A 16,061-nucleotide genomic window follows, 5' to 3' on the forward strand; every position below is an offset into this window, starting at 1 on the left:
TTCGCGTAAAAATCGCGATCATTATCCATAGTTTTGATGACCGCATTACAACGCGCAGATTTTTACTTTCGGACAGAGAGCGCCTTAAGCGGGCATTCACGACTAAGCTTTACAAAACCGAAGTTTCGGACAACTCAGAAACTCACTCTTCAAGTTCCAGCCACTGTGCGGCTTTCTCTCGAACATCTTCTGGAATATCTGCCGCCCTGCGCGTCTGGAGGCTTAGCAAAACACATTTGAATATCGTCTCAAAGGCTGCTGTGTCGTCTTCTGATCTAATCAAGCGATGTCTAAAAGTCATGGACTTCGAACCAATCCCGGCAACGGAGGTTTCCAATCTCAATGCATCACCCGCTGACAACTCGGCACGAAATTCGCTTTGAGCATTAACGTCGGCGAACGAAAGCTGACGCCCATCTCGCATATCATTCGCCGTTAGCCCCATTTCCGACTGGATCGCAAAAACACCATCGGAACAGGCTGCGAAGTATCGGGAAACATTCATATGGCCAAGAAAATCGCAGTCCGACGGATCGACCACAGATCGAAATGAAATCATCGCAGGCATCTGCTTACTCCTATGTAAATGGCGAACGCCATGGGTTCGACATAGGTGTCAATGTATTAGCTGGTTGATATCGGCAGATCGTCGATAATGCTAATTTCACCCTTCGGTATCAGGGTCGTACCAACATATACCCATTGTCTGTGATTCAAAGGCCGGTTTACGGTTCCATCAGCATTGAAGGATACTGGTGCTTGGATCGACTCTTCGGCCATTGAACAACACCAATGCAGGTCAGAACGGCTGCGCCAGCAAAAAGCTTTTTCATAACAATTCTCGCTTGGGTGGCCAACCCGGCCACGATGGTCAGTGGCCGGGAGCGTAGATGTACGAGGTTGGAGTCAGTTTGCGGGCAGGATGTTGGGGAACTCAGCCGAGTAGCGGTGGCTGTCGTCGGCGTTCTCATCGACGGGCACACCCATCATGAGCTGCAACACAGTATTCATCGCATCATCTTGCAGCGCGCGGCCGTTCAGATCGTCGACGGCGTAACTGGCTTCTGATCCCGGCCGATAGGTGATCACGTCCGGCATGACCATATCCGCGACTTTCTCCGCGTAGTCCACGCCGTTGCCAACATCTGCTTTGGATGCAGAAACCGCCCTAAACACGTTGTTTACGATTGCTTGGCGCCGTTCTTCCACGTCAAGATCCGGTCGGTGTTGCTCATGATCTTCCTGGACCGCTGGCGTGTCGGACAAGAATACGTACGGGAACTGCACGTTGGCATGCCGATCAACCTGCCTTCCCTTCCAAGGTCTGAGTACACGCGACCTGTAGCGCCATGGAACAGAAGCGTTTCTTTCAACACTCCGGTCTTGATGCGCGTTTTGACTTCCGCGAGAAGGTCGTCGTTGGCGTAGAGCTTCAAGCGTCTTTTCAGGTCTTCATTTGTATTGGGGTCTTTTGACATGGGATGCCTCCAATGGTTGGTAGGAGGCGTCGGAATCGAACCGACTCGTGCACTCTAATCTGGAGCTATCACAGGGGTATAAGCCCCGCCCGTATAACCAATACTGCCTCCCACGTGTTTCGTTTGGGCTATCGACGTTAAGCCGATATTCGTTGGCAGTGGTTGCGTGTGTATGTCATGGGGCCAAGCTGCACCTGCTTGGGTCATCGTGTCAAAATGAAGTGAGCAATACGTCGTGATTCACCGCGTAGTTTCGGGAACTTTCTATTATGGGTTGTGAAAACGCTGCCTCCCAACCGTTTCAGCCACGCATATTTCCTACTTAAGGCGAGAATCGGGGGGTGATTCTGGTTTCAGGGAAAGCGCCCGAAAGTCCGCTTTTCACAGCCAACGCAACCGGGTTTATGTATCCGCGTCGTCGCTGACACCGCTGGAGATCGGCTTTTGTACCACGACACTCAAGGCGATGACTTTCGCAAGCGGAGTGGAGGCTGCCCGAACCTCACCAGCCTTTTTTCACTCAGCAGGGGCATCTCCGCCTGTCATCTAAACCGTCGATATGTCCAACGTAACCGCAAACCGTACAGACGAGGTGCTCGGGAGCGTCCGTCCGGCGGAAAAAGCGGCGTTTGTGCTCATTTAACCGCGTGGCCGCTTCTTCTTGCGCGCACCAACAGCATAACGTTATGATCCAGCTTCCTAAAATCTGAGGGCGTGCCGCGTTCCCGCATCGCTCGCAGCTCTGGTTCGCCCTATTTATAGTAGCTGTAACCCAGCCGCGGATGCGTTCGTCCTCGGATGCCTTGCTGAAGTAGATCCGGAGTTCGCCAAACTTTTCCTTTATCTGGAGGACCTTTGGATACTCGATTCCAATCTCGTCGTTGCGTTCTTTGATTTGCTCAAAAAGCTCAGTCACGATCCCCGACCAACCCAGTGGAGTCTCACCCAATACGAGCTCAACACTTTTCTGAATGTTGTCGTAGTCGAACACATTGATGGTTCCCTCACCTTCAGACATCACGCGCCCTCCTGGAATTCCGCCGGTAGGAGATCAGCTCCGATTGGGTTCCGGCAGCACTTCGGTGGACAAATGGTCTTTGCTTGGGGTGTCAACTGCAAGTTGTAGTATCTATCACTACAGGAAAGTCGTGTTTCTTTGTGCTGGGTTTGCAACTGCTACCCGCTGTCCATGACCGCAGGGACTATCGGCCCGGCGGTGGTTTTTTTTCCTAGAGCGCGTGCTTTTCCTGCCTTTGCTGTTCCAACCGTTTTATCTCGGCTTTCAACAGCGCGATCCTCTGCGATGTCTGATGTTCCGCAATCAGATCTAGAAACAACTTGGTCTTGCCGCCATGCTTCATGCCATAGCGCTCGTAGACAATGGCGTTAAACTCATCCAGTTTCGCCTTAGGGATCCGGAACTGAACATGCTCGTACTGTTCAGTTTCAGTTTTTGTCATGGAATCCACCTTTATTGTCTGATGATAGCAGACCGAAGCCAGTGTTGTTGCCAAAGCTTTAGCCAGGACATTGGCGCTCAGAATAACTTCATGACGTGTCTGAGAGACAGAACTGCCGTACATAACTCCGAGTGCCGTGGATGCGCTTAGTCCAATGTAAAACGCCAATTTCAGTAGTTTGTGAGTCACAAAAACCGCCAGCCAAGTTTCTCACCAATATGAGAGTTGCGCAGTGAGCCGACGCGGAAAATTTCTTCGGTTTACTAGCCGCTAAACATCCAGCTGGCTACGGATCCAGCTGAGAAGGGGGGATCGTGTGTCTCGTTCATGCCAAATTGCGCGGATTCCGAATTCCGGCAGGGGAAAAGGGCAATCGCGCGTGATTAGATTTCCGTTGATGGTGGCGGCTTGGGCGAGCGTCTCCGGTACAAAAGCGATTAGATTTGTTCCATCCAGGAAGGCAGGTTGCAGATGCAGACTATCTGTCACCAGCCCAACTTGGCGTGGGGGCAACCCCTGATCCTTTCCATAAAGGTAAACTGGGTCATCTTGTTTGACCATTAGGTTCAGCCGGACGTGTGGATATAAAAAGACCGTCTCGGCATTCCAGCTGTTCAAAGCTGGGTGGGTTCGGTCCAATAAGCACACTAGGCGCTCGCGCAGTAGAAGCTTTTGAAGAAACTTAGGATTGGCCTGAAGTCCTGCGCCAATGATCAAATCGGCATCCCCGGAATCGAGCATCTGGTAGCTGTGATCTGAATAGCTGTGAATTTCGAACACGATCCCTGATGCTTGATTTCGAATACGTCGAACTGCGTTTGCAAGGAAACTGGTGGCGATAAAATCATGGGCATAAATTCGAATAGTTGCGCTCGCGTTTTCAGGTGAGAACGTAACCGGCGCAGTCAGCACGCTGATCTCAGATAGGATCGTGTTCAACCGCGCCGCAAGGTCCAGAGTGCGCGCTGTTGGCACCATTTCGCGCCCTTGCTTGACGAACAGAGGGTCGTCAAACAGGCGTCGCAATCTTGCAAGCGTGTGGCTCATGGCAGGCTGCGTAACGTTCATTCGCTGCGCAGCACGTCCTACATGCCGTTCCGAAATGAGCGCTTGCAGAGATTTCAGTAGATTAAGGTCAATTCCATCAATTTCATTCATACTAAAAAGAAATAATGATAATTTCCAATTATGTCTATTGATTGCCATTTTCCTCCCGACCACAAGAGGAACAGAAAGATGAATATTCTGATCACTGGGGCCAGTAGCGGCTTCGGAAAAGAAATGGCCATCAGACTCGCAGACGAAGGTCATTCTGTATTTGCCGGAATGCGTGCTTTGAAGGGGCGAAACGCCGAAGTGGCGGCCAGTCTGGAGGCGGTATCCGGGCAAATTTTTCCCATTGAACTGAATGTCAGCAATGACGCTGGCGTAGACAGCGCAATCGCCGATCTGATGTTAAAGCTGGATGGCCCACTTCATGTCGTGATCAACAATGCCGGGATATATGTGGGCGGACTCAACGAGACCATTTCTGCGGCTCGGTTTCAGAACATGCTGAATGTGAACGTGCTGGGACCGGTTCGTGTGCTGCGCGCAGTGCTTCCCAATATGAGGGCCCAGGGTTTTGGCACGGTGATCAGCATCACCAGTGACATGTCGCGGTTTGCGTTGCCAATGAGCGGTTATTACTCGGCCAGTAAGGCGGCACTGGAACTGGTCGCCGAGACCTATGCTCTTGAACTCGCCCCTTTGGGACTGGAATCTCTTATCGTTCAACCCGGCGCATTTGACACTGGCATCATGCAGAAATCGCCGCCAACGGATGAACCGGAACGCATGGCTGGATACGGCCCAACGCTGGAACAAGCACAAGCGATGGCCGGACGCTTCATGGGGTTGGCACAAAAAAGCTTTGTCGAGGCGCCCCCAGCAATGGTTGCCGATGCCATCGCCGATCTGTTGAACCTGCCCTACGGCAAAAGACCTTTGAGAACGATTGTCGACCCCTCGGGCATTGGCTCACTGGCCAACGAAATGAATGCTGCCGTAGCCACCAAGCAGGAAACGTTTTTGGATGCTCTCGGCGCCGAATTCTCCTTTCCCGTTCAGGAGGCTGCGGAATGAATGTGATCACTGTTTTCGTCGGACTGCTGTCCTTCTTCTTCCTCTTCGCAAGCTCGATCAAGATCTTCGGTTGGCAGAAGCTCATTTTCGAGACCCAGCTGGCGATGTTCATCAAGTACGGGTTAAATCGGCAGATCATGGCCTTGGTTGGCGTGGTTGAATTGTTTGGTGCAATCGCGATCTGGTTTCAGGGATCCTGGGTCGGGACTTTGGGCGCGTTGGCAATTCTTGGAACATCCATTGGTGCAGTTGGCTGCCATCTGATCTGGGACACCTGGAAAGAAGGCGTTCCCGCCATGGTCACAGGCACCTTGTCCGCTATCGTGGCCTGGTCTGGCCGTGAAACGATGTTGAGCATTGTTGGTTTTAGCTAAAACCATGTCTAAGACACAGGAGTGCATGTTGTGACTGACAGTATCCGCGTGGCAAATGCCAAGGGCCTTTATCTGGAAGGCATTCGTGACGGCAAAATGGTCGAAGCGCTCGATAAATATACCGGGGATCGCTACACGCAACACTCAACGGGTGTACGCGACGGTAAAGAAGGTTTCATCGAGTTCTTCACGCCTTTTCTTGAGCGGAATCCGGTGCGCGACATTCAGGTTCTGCGCACCATCGAAGACGGAAATTTCGTCTTCGTGCATGTGTATCAAAGCCTCAATAACGGCGAAGCCCAGTGGGTGACGGCCGATATCTTTAACACCGACGAAGATGGTAAAATCGTCGAGCATTGGGATGTGATTGCCGCGTATGAATGGCCAACCGTCTCGGGCCGCAGCATGGTGGATGGCCCAACCGAAATCGAAGATCACGATCTGACCCAGGCCAACAAGACCGTGGTGCAAGAGTTCATCGACAATGTCCTGGTGACAGGGCGCACCGATCTTGTGAATGACTACATATCGACCGAGCAATACGATCAGCACAACCCAGAAATAGACAACGGATTGGAAGCTTTCTCCAAGCATCTTGGAGATATGACTAGTGGCGGAAAGACCGCGCAATACGTCAAAGTTCACCGACTGCTCGGCCAAGGAAATTTCGTGGTTGCCTTTAGCCATGTAAAACAAGAAGAGGACGACTGGGCCGTCTTTGACTTGTTCCGGCTCAAGGGTGGAAAGATCGTCGAACATTGGGATGTTCAGGAACAGATCGGCCCGAAAGATACCTGGAACAACTCTGGCAAATTCTAGGGGATTAGAACGTCATATTTTCTCTGGCGGAGGCCGATGATGATTTCTTTTTCAGGGCAAAGGCGAATAAGCGGTAGCACAACATTCCAGAAATCGAATGGTTGTATTTGATTGAACCAGCGCGATAATCTGATTGCATCTAAGGATTAGCGGAACATGTGTGGAGCTTTGAATGAACAGGTTGGCGCTGACAGCAATGGCATTGATCTCCACCGGCGCGGCGTGGGCCGCCGGTATGGAGCGGTGGGGTGAATCCGGCGACTGGACAATCCTGATTGATCCCGAAAAGGGCAACGGCTGTCTCGCGTGGAAAGCCTTTGAAAACGAAATGACCGTTGAAATTGGTGCGGCACCCAATCAGGCAGGTGGCTTTTTTGCAGCCTTTAATCCGGCTTGGGTTCAAATCGAGGATGGAGCGACGGGTATTGTGAAGTTCGACTTTGGTGATGCAAAATTCGAAGGCGAAGCGGTTGGTGTCTTCAAGAATGGTGTGCCCGGAGGCTATGCTTTTTTCGACAACCCGGCGTTTGTAACCGAGTTTGGAAAACGCCAGAGTGTTACGATAATTGGCGAAAGCGGGGCTGAGGTTGAACTCGATCTCAGCGGGTCTGCAAAAGCCATCGAAGCGGTTCTGGCGTGTCAGGCCGAACAGCCGGAACCACTGAAGAATTAAGTAGCGTCCGATTACTGCAATTGATTGATGTCTGGTACACAGGGTTGCCGGTCGACAGGCATAGCATCAGCACCTTCTGGAGCCTTGTTTCTGGACCCACCCACATCCAGCTTGAACTTTGGCGCCGAAAGCTGACCAGACACATCAAAGGGCCAAGCGCTTCGGGATAGGGGTTTGCCAACGCGCCGCGGCTCCGCTCGTATTGCTATCGTATCGTTCAGCCAATCCACTTGCCCCCTTGCAACCAATTGAACCGATCCCGTTTCAATGACGATGGAGTTTGAACTGACCCGCCCGGCCTGAATATCAACTGGGGCAACCACGCACGTGATGTCGGTGTAGCCTTGTCTGAACTCTTCTGAAAACAGCCAGGGGAAAATACCTAGCCCGGCCAGTTCCAATAGGCTGGTGCTGATATAGCCCTGCGACATCGACAAAGACGCATTGCCGCGCATCGAGTTGACGAAGGCCTTGCCCGAGGCGGTACTTCCAGAAACGTTGAACTCACCGCTCAAACGCCCATAGGCGTCAATACCTATGCCCAATTCATCAAGGATCTCACCAAATTCCCATCCCGAGGTCGATCCTGACAATGAAAGCCAATCAGGTGAGTCAATCAGATCCATAACCGCACGCAGGCTGAAGTTTCCGCCACCATAAGCCATCTGGAGCGGGCCGAAATCCACAGTTCCTTCTTTGGCAGATAATTGGCTGGAAACAGATGTTACGCCTTGTTGGCCTACAATCTCTTTGAATTCGATTTGTATCTCGACGTCAGCTTCTCGTAGCACGCGTTGCACATCCAGAAGATCGGCAGGTTTCCCTTTTTCCTTTGGCAACACCAAGGGCTGAACATCTGTCTCCTTCGGCAAAACCAAAGGCTGAACTTCGGCTTCAGGTTTTTTTGAAGTTTCGCCTACTAGACTTTTCAGTTGGTCCAGCACGGCGGTCAGGTTCTTCAGGTCGTCGAGATCCAGTCGCTCGCTCGTAATGTTGCCACGAACGACGGATGCACCTTCGGGAAACCGTGCATCCAAAGCGGCCAGAAGTTGCGAAGACCCGGCTTCGAACTTGATTGCAGCATCAAAGTCTTCGCCCTGCCTAGAGGTTGCAGCATCGATAGCCAGTGCGCCAATTTCGACAGGTTGCAGGTTGAGCGCGGTCAAAAACGGGGCACTGTCGTCAACATCCAGTTCCACGTCGAAATCGAGACCAGCCAGCCCTTTTAACTCGTTGACAGATAGTGCGAGATCGAGCGCCCAGAGATCGGTGTCGTAAGTAGTCGCGTTAAACCTGTTGAGTGAAACCGGCCCGCCCGCATTGGATATGTTGAAATCGGCTTTGATGCCGCCGAACTGGTTAACGTAACCTTCATCTAGGTTCGGCAAAATCAACTTAGCGGGCCCGTTAAGCACACCATCGAAAGTTACGTTCTGAAGCTGAAGCAGATCGAGGATTTCACCTTCAGCTTTCAGGACAGGCTCGTCAATTGGACCGGCTTGCAAGGCAATGCCCAGCATGGCCAGGCGACCGTCCGGCATGCGGCGAATGCTATCGATTGAGGCTGGCCCTATCACGTCCAGCCCTTGGTCGAATGCGTTGGTTTGAAAAAGTAGCTTCTCGAATTCGAAGGAAGCTAGTGATCCTACCATATGCATTTCAAAGCCCGTAAACTTCAATTCCTGGATACTTTTTGCTGCTGGCGGCGGCTGTCCTTCAGGATGAAGTCGCGCGTTGAAAAGCAGATCGACGCCCTGAGCGGTGTAGAGGTCATCTATTGCGCCCTCAGCTTCGAGTTTCTGCCCATCTTCCAGGCTTATGGTAGTTGTAAACGCCTCGATCTTGAGAGCGTCCTGAGACACGAGCTCTGCTTGCAGCTGACCATTGCCTTCCAAAACGCGTTCCAATCCAATGACATCCAGAAAATCACCGAATTCACCGGTGTCCATCTCCAATACAGCTCGATAGCCACCACCTTCGTCTTCCGTGAAGGGCTCGCCATCATAGCTCACGGTCATTTCTCCAAAACTGGCCCGCGTCGTAAATGGCGCGTCATGAGGGTAGTCGCCTTCGATTTCGAAACCCTGACCGTTGACGGAGCCGGAACCAGAGACCTTTGTTCTTTGTCCATTTTCCGCTTGTTCAAGAGCGAGTGACTGGAGGTCAAACACAAATGAGAAGCCCGAGACCTTGTCGTCGATGTTTAGCCCGATTGACTTGAAACTGACGTTCTTGTCGCTCAGAAAGTTCAGGATTCCACTGCTTTCGGTGTCGCTCTCATCGGTACTGTCAGCGCTAGCGACGTCCTTTTGATCATCCGTTGATACAGTTTCCTCGGAAGCTGGCTTGGGTGTTGGCCTGCCTTTTCGCCAACTTGTTGTGCCATCTGCGGCTGTAAGAATATTCGCTTGGAGGCCTTCCACTACCAGATTGTCAAAATGCAGACGCCCATTGGTCAAAGCGGCAATGTCCAACTCCAGTTCCAGCAGGTTCAATTCTACAAGTGGCGACTCCGGCATTGTCTGGCTCGGGATGACCACCCCGCCGACGTAAATGTGACTAATGCGTCCAAGCGCGACGCTTACATCATCGTTGACTAGTAGTGGCCGACCAATTTGTTCCGAAAGAACTCTTTCTACAAGGCCACGTCGCATGTCCGAGAACATCGGAGCAGCAAGCAACAACCAAACAAATGCGACAGTTGTGAAAGCGAGAATTGCGACAAGCCCAATTGTTCTAATTAGCCAAACCCTCATGCGCTCCCCTATCGCCGCTTTCGCCGTTCAATCTTTCATGAGCAGATATTCAGCCCACCAACCTGAACGCTCTTTCTGAACCATATTCTGGTCATTTGGGCCGTGTCACTAATCGTCTCTGTTAGCCCAGCCAGTCGCCTTTATTCTGCCCATCAGTACACTTGGCCTATTGGTGGTAGCCTCAATGGAATTCTGGCTTGGTTCAAAAGTCTGAACGTCATCGACCTATTGGACGCGTGTTGATGAAAAGGTAGCAAGCGCAAAAAGTATTAGAAGGGCTTTTTTCTTCGCTAGGCCCGGTGTCCGGGTATTGAACTTGGGCCGGGGTTCACAGAAAGATCGCCCCGGCCAGCGTCAGGGCAAACGAGGTAATTCTTGCCCTGAAACATCGTACTTTCGTCTAGTTGAGAAGATCACCGACGATGCCGACGGCATCAACAACGGTAGACAGGTCATTTGTAACTTCGAGGACTTCGCCATCGACCTGAATATAGCGGTTTCCTTTGCCCGGCTCCTTCAGCTTCCATTTGGAAAGGTCCCCAATTTCTTCGAACTCCAGGTCAGATGGGAGCTTGGCACCGCGCGTGTAGCGTTTGATCTGACCAGGTGGCACAGCCTTTGGACCTTTGCCGGGTTTGTCTTCAATCTGAATGCTGACATCACGGTCCTTGCCCCCCTTGTTCTGCTTTTTTCCCTTGTTGTCCTTGGCGTAGGCATCGCTGCCTCCAAGGGTGAAACACATAACTGCTAATACTGCCAGAATTCCGTATGCGATCTTCATTGATTGTTCCTTTGCTTCCTAACCTCATTCAACCGGAGATAAAAATTCCGGCACGCGCTTCAGGGCTTCGATCATGTCTGCGCTCGTCATCAGTCCGATGAACGTGTAGTCTTTCAGAGCCCCTTGGCTCAGACGCGAAGAATACCTGGCCTGCACCATGCTCGGATCGCCCGGGAAACGGACAGTGATGAAGTTTTTTCCATCTGTCAGTCCCCAGAAATCGCTGATCATCTCGCCGCCCATTGCGGCGAGCGCTGCGCCCATGTCCTTTTCCCGGTCGGTCGGGTTGTCGATCATGGTATGCCAGGCATCGGGGTTTGGTTCCCCGATCTCCAGAAAATATCGGCTGTGGGTTTCGTCCACTGCCGCTCCAGCAACGCCGATCCCAAATACGCAAAGAGCTATTGCGATTGCCTTGTTCATTGATCGCTCCTCCGTTCAGGATCGACGACGCAAGGCGCAGGAGTCAAATTCCGGTATACTCCGCTCATTCGAGTGTATTCTTGTAGATCACGCCGTCCTTCATGATCAGATCGATGTTGTTGGTGTAATCGACTAGTATCTCGGCATCTTCGACCGGGTTTCCCTCGACCAGTAGCAGATCGGCGTATGCGCCCTGTTCGATCACGCCCAGCGGGCCTGCTTGGTAGGGGTTGAGTTTTCCTGACAGAGCCAGAAGTGCGGCCGATTTTGACGTGGCCTGTTGCAGGATTTCGTACGAAGTCCACGCCTCCAGCCGGTATTTGAACTCGTCGTTCTGCTTGGTCAAAGCAACCGGGTCGCCGATGATATCGGTTGAGAACGCGACATTTTCGATCTCATACTCTTTCAACAGTTTCATTTGGTTGCGCGCACCTGCCTGAACATCAAGGAATTTGGGCGCTGCCGCAGGGCCAAGCGCCTTCTTGACAACTTCCTCATCAAGCCCGAGCAGAGAATAAAACGGGACAATCCAGGCACCGGTGTCTTTGATGGCCTGCGCCGATACTTCGGTCATCAGTTGCCCATGTTCTATGCTGATGACGCCCGCTTCCAGCGACCGCAGGATCGAGTCGTCGTTATAGGCGTGGACCATTACATACGTCCCCCAATCGGCCGCTGCGCGAACCGACGCCTCCAACTCTTCCGGCAATCCCTGAACGGTGTGCAACGGATCAACCGAAGATGACACGCCACCGCCTGCCATTACCTTGATCTGCACCGCGCCCATGCGCAGGGCTTCGCGCGTTGCCCGCAAAACCTCGGGTACGCCATCGGCTAGGAACTCGACATGCTGGTTGAAGAAAGACGGCTGCGCCCCCATGAAGTTCGGGTGGGGTTCGGTATAGACCCGATGCTCGCCATGTCCGGAAGTCTGTGAGATGACCGGCCCTGATGCGTAAATCCTTGGCCCCACGGCCTTACCGCGATCTATTGCTTTTTGCAGACCAATTGCCGGGCCGCCCGCGTCCCGAACGGTTGTGAATCCACGCAGCAGCATTTTCTCGGCTTCAATTGTGGAAACCGCACCCCAATACATCCAGTCAAAGTTGTCCCTCAGGTCCGCGACGGGCTCGGTGATTGCCATATGCACGTGGGCATCGATCAAGCCCGGCATCAGGGTTCGACCACCACCGTCAAAGATCTGGGCATTGGCAACGGCCAGTGGTTCCGCTGATACTTCTGCGATCAGGTTGTCCACGACCAGAACGTTTGCGTTCTCAATTCGCTGTTCATCGACACCGTTAAACACGTGGACGTTGGTAAAGAGGATCGGAAACTTTTCTTCCTGCGCAGAACCTTGGCCCGTGATTGCCAGGCTTGCAGAAAAGGCTGCCGTGGCCACCATGTGTTTGAATTTCGGTGTCATTGAGGCCCTCCAAATACGAATCACAGATGTATATTTATGAATGTGATTTTAGAGTGATTGCCGGAATTTGCCTGACAGTATGACAGGCTTTGCCAAAATAGTTTGGCATTCTGCAAGCTTTTGGCGCCTTTTTTGTGTGTTTACTGTCTTTCTGTCGTTAACTTCATGATATTTGAGGGCGGCATGGACGCATTTGACCAAAACACAAAGAAGGCCTTGCCTTTGGTTCGGGCATCGGTTGCTGCACCCGTGGTAGCTGCTTTGCGTGGTGCCGGTGTTGAACCGGCCTTCGTTCTAGATCCTCTGGGGGTTAGCGAATCCCAAGTGATGGATCGCCAGAATTTCCTGCCACACGAGACGATCTATAAAATCCATCAAGCCGCCGCTGACGCAACATCACCAGATTTTTGTGCGCAAGTTGGTCAATCAATTGACCTTGTTCGGTTTCTGCCTCTTGGTGACACGTTGGCCGAGGCGTTGACGCTGGGCGACTTTTTTACGCGCTACACTCAAGCCGTCTCGAAAGAATCCAACGCGGTCACACAATCGCTGCTTGTGGAAGGCGAGCACGCTTATTTCAGTGCCAAGCGGAATTTCAACATTTCGGTTTCGCCCGGACAGACCGACGCATTTCTGGCGAGCATTTGGATATCACTACTGCACCGAGTTATGGATTTCAGGTGGGACCCGAGCCAAATCATTTTACGGGTAAGCGAACCTGACGTGCTACCGAGGCACTTTCATGGTGTTCAAGCCATCAAGTGCAGCCCACAGGGATTTTCGATCCGGTTTCCTTCAACCTGGCTGAGCCATCAGTTGCTCTCGGAAACATTGGAAAACCCGTCAGACCTGACAGGCGCTACCCCCGACCAGCATGCGCCTCAAGATTTCTTAGCCGGGCTTCAGGGCCTGATCCGGATTCATCTTGGCGAGCCGGGATTTGGTGTAGACGAACTGGCGCGCCTATGCGGTTTCCACCGGGAGACATTGAACAATCGGTTGGCCCCTTACGGGCAATCAGCCTCTCAGGTCATATCTGGTGTCAAACTGGAAGAAGCAAAGAAGCTGCTGGGTCCAGCAGGGAAGTCCGTTGGTGAGACCGCACTGCGGCTTGGCTACGCAGACTCCACTGCGTTTTCGAGGGCCTTCCGAAAATGGTCTGGAATGTCGCCGTCAGCTTATAGGAATTTGGTGAAAGGGCGGGCCTGACCATCTCGGTGCCAATGCTGATCGAGGTTTCTGTGCTCATAACAACAGCCATCAAAAATCCAGGTTCTCTACGCTCAGCGCATTTTGCTGGATGAATTCACGGCGCGGTTCGACCACATCTCCCATCAGCTTGGTAAACAGATCATCCGCCTCGACCATGTCATCCACCCGAACTTGCAACAAGGTGCGTGCATCCGGGTCCAGCGTGGTTTCCCACAGCTGATCCGGGTTCATTTCGCCCAGACCCTTGTAGCGCTGCAGTGACAAACCCTTTTCGCCCTCTTCCAGGATGGCGCGCAGCAGATCCAGCGGGCCGTGGATGGCCTGTAACCGGTCGCGGCGAACCAGAGTTGCGGGCGTATTGTAGATTTCCTGCAGGCTCTGCGTGAAACTGCCGGTCTTGCGGGCTTCGCCGGATCGGAGCATCGGACCATCCAGTGTGCGCACTTCTTCGACCCCACGCAGGATGCGCGCCAAACGAATGCCGTGATCCTGGGTGATCCGGCCTTGCCAGCCGCGTTCGTATTCCAGCGCGATCAGGTCCAGACGGGCAGCAACCTTGTCGGCCACGCCCTGCAGGTCGGCATCAACCGCACCCGGTACGAATGCTCCGGCGACGGCGGCCTGTTCCAGAATGTGGCGCGGATAATGCGTCGGAAACGCATCCAATACGCGTTTAAGCTGCCGCGCCTCATCTACGACACGGGTCAGGTCCTGACCGATGATCTCCTCGCCCGAACCCAGCTTTAGAACAGCCCCTTCGACACCCTGATTGATCAGATAATCGTCCAGCGCCGCCTGGTCCTTCAGGTACACTTCGGACTTACCCCGCGACACCTTATAAAGCGGCGGCTGCGCGATATAAAGATACCCGCCCTCAATCAGCTCCGGCATCTGCCGGTAGAAGAAGGTCAGCAACAGTGTGCGGATATGCGCACCGTCCACATCCGCATCGGTCATGATGACGATCTTGTGGTAGCGCAGCTTTTCGATGTTGAACTCATCGCGGCCAATACCGGTGCCCAGCGCCATGACCAGATTGCCGATCTCTTGCGAGGATAGCATCCGGTCGAACCGGGCGCGTTCGACGTTCAGGATTTTCCCGCGCAACGGCAGTACCGCTTGGGTCAGACGATCCCGACCTGTTTGCGCCGACCCACCGGCCGAATCCCCTTCGACCAGGAAAACCTCGGTTTTGGATGGATCCTTCTCGGAGCAGTCTTTCAATTTGCCGGCCAGATAATTGACGTCCATCGCGGTCTTGCGACGGGTTAGCTCACGGGCCTTTCGGGCAGCCTCGCGCGCCAAAGCGGCCTCGATGATTTTGCCGACAATGGTCTTGGCCTCGTTGGGGTTTTCCTCGAACCACTCGGCCAGTTTTTCGTTCATCAGCCCTTCAACCGCCGGACGCACTTCGGAGCTGACCAGCTTGTCCTTGGTCTGAGACGAGAATTTCGGGTCCGGCACCTTGACCGACAGCACACAGGTCAGGCCCTCGCGCGCATCGTCACCGGTAAAGCTGACCTTTTCCTTTTTCGCGATCCCGCTGGATTGCGCGTAGTTGTTGATCGTCCGGGTCAACGCACCACGGAAGCCCGCTACGTGGGTGCCGCCATCACGCTGTGGAATGTTGTTGGTGAAAGGCAGCACCGTCTCGTGATAGCTGTCATTCCACCACATCGCGATTTCAACGCCGATATCGTCTCGTTCACCCTTGATATAGATCGGCTCCGGCATCGCTGCGGTCTTGGAGCGGTCCAGATATTTGACGAACTCCTTGACGCCGCCTTCATAGAACAGCTCGGTCTCCAGCCGTTCCGCCGGGCGCTCGTCGATCAGAATGATCCGCACGCCCGAGTTCAGGAAGGCCAGTTCGCGCAGACGCTTTTCCAGAGTGTCAAAGGAATATTCCAAGTTCGAGAACGTGTCGGTCGAAGCCAGGAACCGCACCTCGGTACCCGTGCGATCACCGCATTCACTGACAACCTTTAGGTGCTCGGTCGTTTCACCACCTTCGAACCGGGCCACGTGTTCCTTGCCATTGCGCCAGACGCGCAGCTCCAGCCAGTTCGACAGCGCATTCACCACCGAAACGCCCACTCCGTGCAGACCACCAGACACTTTGTACGAATTACTGTCGAACTTCCCGCCTGCGTGTAGCTGGGTCATGATAACTTCGGCGGCCGAAACGCCCTCTTCCGGGTGAATATCGACCGGAATTCCGCGCCCGTTATCACTCACCGACACGCTGGAATCGGCGTGGATTTTCACCGTCACATGGTCGGCATGACCGGCCAATGCCTCGTCAATTCCGTTGTCGACAACTTCATACACCATGTGGTGCAGACCCGAGCCGTCGTCGGTGTCGCCGATATACATACCAGGGCGCTTACGGACAGCCTCCAAGCCTTTGAGAACCTTAATAGAATCCGCGCCATATTCTTGTGGTGCCTGTGCGTCTTCGGACATGCCGTTAGTACCTATATTATTTTGGTAACTTATACGTTTTCTGGTGGGGAATGTCACGCGATCCCCCAA

At 53.2% G+C, this 16,061-nt stretch carries 16 protein-coding genes and 1 tRNA gene; 5 read left to right on the forward strand and 12 right to left on the reverse strand.

Features of this window, described 5'->3' with window-relative positions; all coding sequences use genetic code 11:
• Positions 1-142: 142 nt before the first annotated feature.
• The 7 genes from ACR0IY_RS18645 to ACR0IY_RS18675 all read right to left on the reverse strand — a co-directional run bounded on the left by ACR0IY_RS18645 (position 143) and on the right by ACR0IY_RS18675 (position 4,249).
• Complete coding sequence (locus ACR0IY_RS18645) at positions 143-568, reverse strand: acyl-CoA thioesterase (protein ID WP_480675975.1); 426 nt, start codon at positions 566-568, stop codon at positions 143-145.
• A gap of 338 nt (positions 569-906) precedes the next feature.
• Positions 907-1,209 carry a hypothetical protein gene (locus tag ACR0IY_RS18650; protein ID WP_480675977.1) on the reverse strand — a complete coding sequence of 101 codons (303 nt, stop codon included), beginning with the start codon at positions 1,207-1,209 and terminating at the stop codon, positions 907-909.
• Complete coding sequence (locus tag ACR0IY_RS18655) at positions 1,182-1,478, reverse strand: hypothetical protein (RefSeq protein WP_480675979.1); 297 nt, start codon at positions 1,476-1,478, stop codon at positions 1,182-1,184. Before ACR0IY_RS18655 ends, ACR0IY_RS18650 begins: the two co-directional genes overlap by 28 nt.
• Positions 1,479-1,495: 17 nt before the next feature.
• A tRNA-Ile gene (locus ACR0IY_RS18660) sits at positions 1,496-1,590 on the reverse strand.
• 408 nt (positions 1,591-1,998) lie between these two features.
• Entirely contained in the window at positions 1,999-2,496 is a 498-nt protein-coding gene (locus ACR0IY_RS18665) for a hypothetical protein (protein ID WP_480675981.1), read from the reverse strand.
• Positions 2,497-2,707: 211 nt separating this feature from the next.
• Positions 2,708-2,938, reverse strand: a complete 231-nt coding sequence (locus ACR0IY_RS18670) for a hypothetical protein (protein ID WP_480675983.1) — start codon at positions 2,936-2,938, stop codon at positions 2,708-2,710.
• 270 nt (positions 2,939-3,208) lie between these two features.
• Positions 3,209-4,249, reverse strand: a complete 1,041-nt coding sequence (locus tag ACR0IY_RS18675) for a LysR family transcriptional regulator (RefSeq protein WP_480675985.1) — start codon at positions 4,247-4,249, stop codon at positions 3,209-3,211.
• On the opposite strand from ACR0IY_RS18675, the gene ACR0IY_RS18680 reads away from it, so the two are divergent.
• From ACR0IY_RS18680 to ACR0IY_RS18695, 4 genes are all read left to right on the forward strand, one after another.
• Complete coding sequence (locus ACR0IY_RS18680; protein ID WP_480675987.1) at positions 4,220-5,062, forward strand: SDR family NAD(P)-dependent oxidoreductase; 843 nt, start codon at positions 4,220-4,222, stop codon at positions 5,060-5,062. The genes ACR0IY_RS18675 and ACR0IY_RS18680 overlap by 30 nt on opposite strands.
• Entirely contained in the window at positions 5,059-5,436 is a 378-nt protein-coding gene (locus ACR0IY_RS18685) for a DoxX family protein (protein ID WP_480675989.1), read from the forward strand. Before ACR0IY_RS18680 ends, ACR0IY_RS18685 begins: the two co-directional genes overlap by 4 nt.
• Before the next feature lie 30 nt (positions 5,437-5,466).
• Positions 5,467-6,255 (forward strand): nuclear transport factor 2 family protein, encoded by a 789-nt coding sequence (locus ACR0IY_RS18690; RefSeq protein ID WP_480675991.1) that lies wholly within the window; start codon positions 5,467-5,469, stop codon positions 6,253-6,255.
• A 172-nt stretch (positions 6,256-6,427) separates the two neighbouring features.
• A complete protein-coding gene (locus tag ACR0IY_RS18695; protein WP_480675993.1) occupies positions 6,428-6,928 on the forward strand; it encodes a hypothetical protein in 501 nt (166 codons plus the stop codon).
• Between the two features lie 11 nt (positions 6,929-6,939).
• Here ACR0IY_RS18695 and ACR0IY_RS18700 read toward each other — a convergent pair whose 3' ends face one another.
• From ACR0IY_RS18700 to ACR0IY_RS18715, 4 genes are all read right to left on the reverse strand, one after another.
• Positions 6,940-9,684 carry an AsmA family protein gene (locus ACR0IY_RS18700; RefSeq protein ID WP_480675995.1) on the reverse strand — a complete coding sequence of 915 codons (2,745 nt, stop codon included), beginning with the start codon at positions 9,682-9,684 and terminating at the stop codon, positions 6,940-6,942.
• A gap of 400 nt (positions 9,685-10,084) precedes the next feature.
• Positions 10,085-10,465: a hypothetical protein gene (locus tag ACR0IY_RS18705; RefSeq protein WP_480675997.1), complete on the reverse strand. Its 381-nt coding sequence runs from the start codon at positions 10,463-10,465 to the stop codon at positions 10,085-10,087.
• 24 nt (positions 10,466-10,489) lie between these two features.
• The gene (locus ACR0IY_RS18710) at positions 10,490-10,888 is read right to left on the reverse strand and encodes a hypothetical protein (protein WP_480675999.1); all 399 of its coding nucleotides are present in this window, start codon (positions 10,886-10,888) and stop codon (positions 10,490-10,492) included.
• Positions 10,889-10,952: 64 nt separating this feature from the next.
• A complete protein-coding gene (locus ACR0IY_RS18715) occupies positions 10,953-12,314 on the reverse strand; it encodes a metal-dependent hydrolase family protein (protein WP_480676001.1) in 1,362 nt (453 codons plus the stop codon).
• A 183-nt stretch (positions 12,315-12,497) separates the two neighbouring features.
• Between ACR0IY_RS18715 and ACR0IY_RS18720 the strand changes: the two genes are divergently transcribed.
• The gene (locus ACR0IY_RS18720) at positions 12,498-13,523 is read left to right on the forward strand and encodes a helix-turn-helix domain-containing protein (RefSeq protein WP_480676003.1); all 1,026 of its coding nucleotides are present in this window, start codon (positions 12,498-12,500) and stop codon (positions 13,521-13,523) included.
• A gap of 51 nt (positions 13,524-13,574) precedes the next feature.
• Here ACR0IY_RS18720 and gyrB read toward each other — a convergent pair whose 3' ends face one another.
• Positions 13,575-15,992: a DNA topoisomerase (ATP-hydrolyzing) subunit B gene (gene gyrB, locus ACR0IY_RS18725; protein ID WP_480676005.1), complete on the reverse strand. Its 2,418-nt coding sequence runs from the start codon at positions 15,990-15,992 to the stop codon at positions 13,575-13,577.
• Between the last annotated feature and the right edge of the window lie 69 nt (positions 15,993-16,061).

The organism is Ruegeria sp. BC1, from assembly GCF_056539305.1.